The sequence below is a fragment of the Vibrio sp. 1069 genome, from assembly GCF_033340555.1.
Map to the genome: position 1 here is coordinate 1 of NZ_JAWOWP010000698.1, position 576 is coordinate 576.

Here is a 576-nt window from a genome sequence, read left to right on the forward strand (position 1 = left end):
CCAATTGCGCGGCTTGAATGCCAAACGCACTCAACGCGCTGGTGTCTCCGCTTTGCTGCGCCCACTCACTCAGTCTTTGGTAAAGCGGTTGGTAAATCTTCGCCATGGATGGTGACTTCATCACCACTTGCTCAGCTTGCTTATTAAACTCAGTAAAATCGCGTGGTTTGTTGGACTCAACTACATCCACTTTATTTAGGATCTGAGGGAACTCACCATCGAGATATTGCTGAGCGCGATCATTTTGTTGAGCACAACCAAATAGCAGACTCAAAGAAATAATAGGAAGGAGTTTTTTTAACACGTGATTTTTCCGTAAAAAAGAATAGCAAAAGGATGGCAAACAAATGCAAACGACGCAATTGAAAAGCGACGACAAAATGTTTCAACACTAAGCCAATCCGTTTACTTGTTGTTAAATCATCCATTTCGGGACGAACAACATGATAACAGGAGAATATTTACGAAATTGTCCAGACAATGTCTGAACTGATGTGGATATCAAAAAGATAGGAATGTTGAGCACTCGCGCAATGGCGAATGCTCAAATAGAAAACACAATATTTAACGAACGGC

At 41.7% G+C, this 576-nt stretch carries 1 pseudogene; it reads right to left on the minus strand.

The annotated features are described in order from the left end of the window. Nucleotides 1-304, minus strand: a pseudogene (locus R7040_RS28545) (murein transglycosylase A); the annotation flags it as partial. Between the last annotated feature and the right edge of the window lie 272 nt (nt 305-576).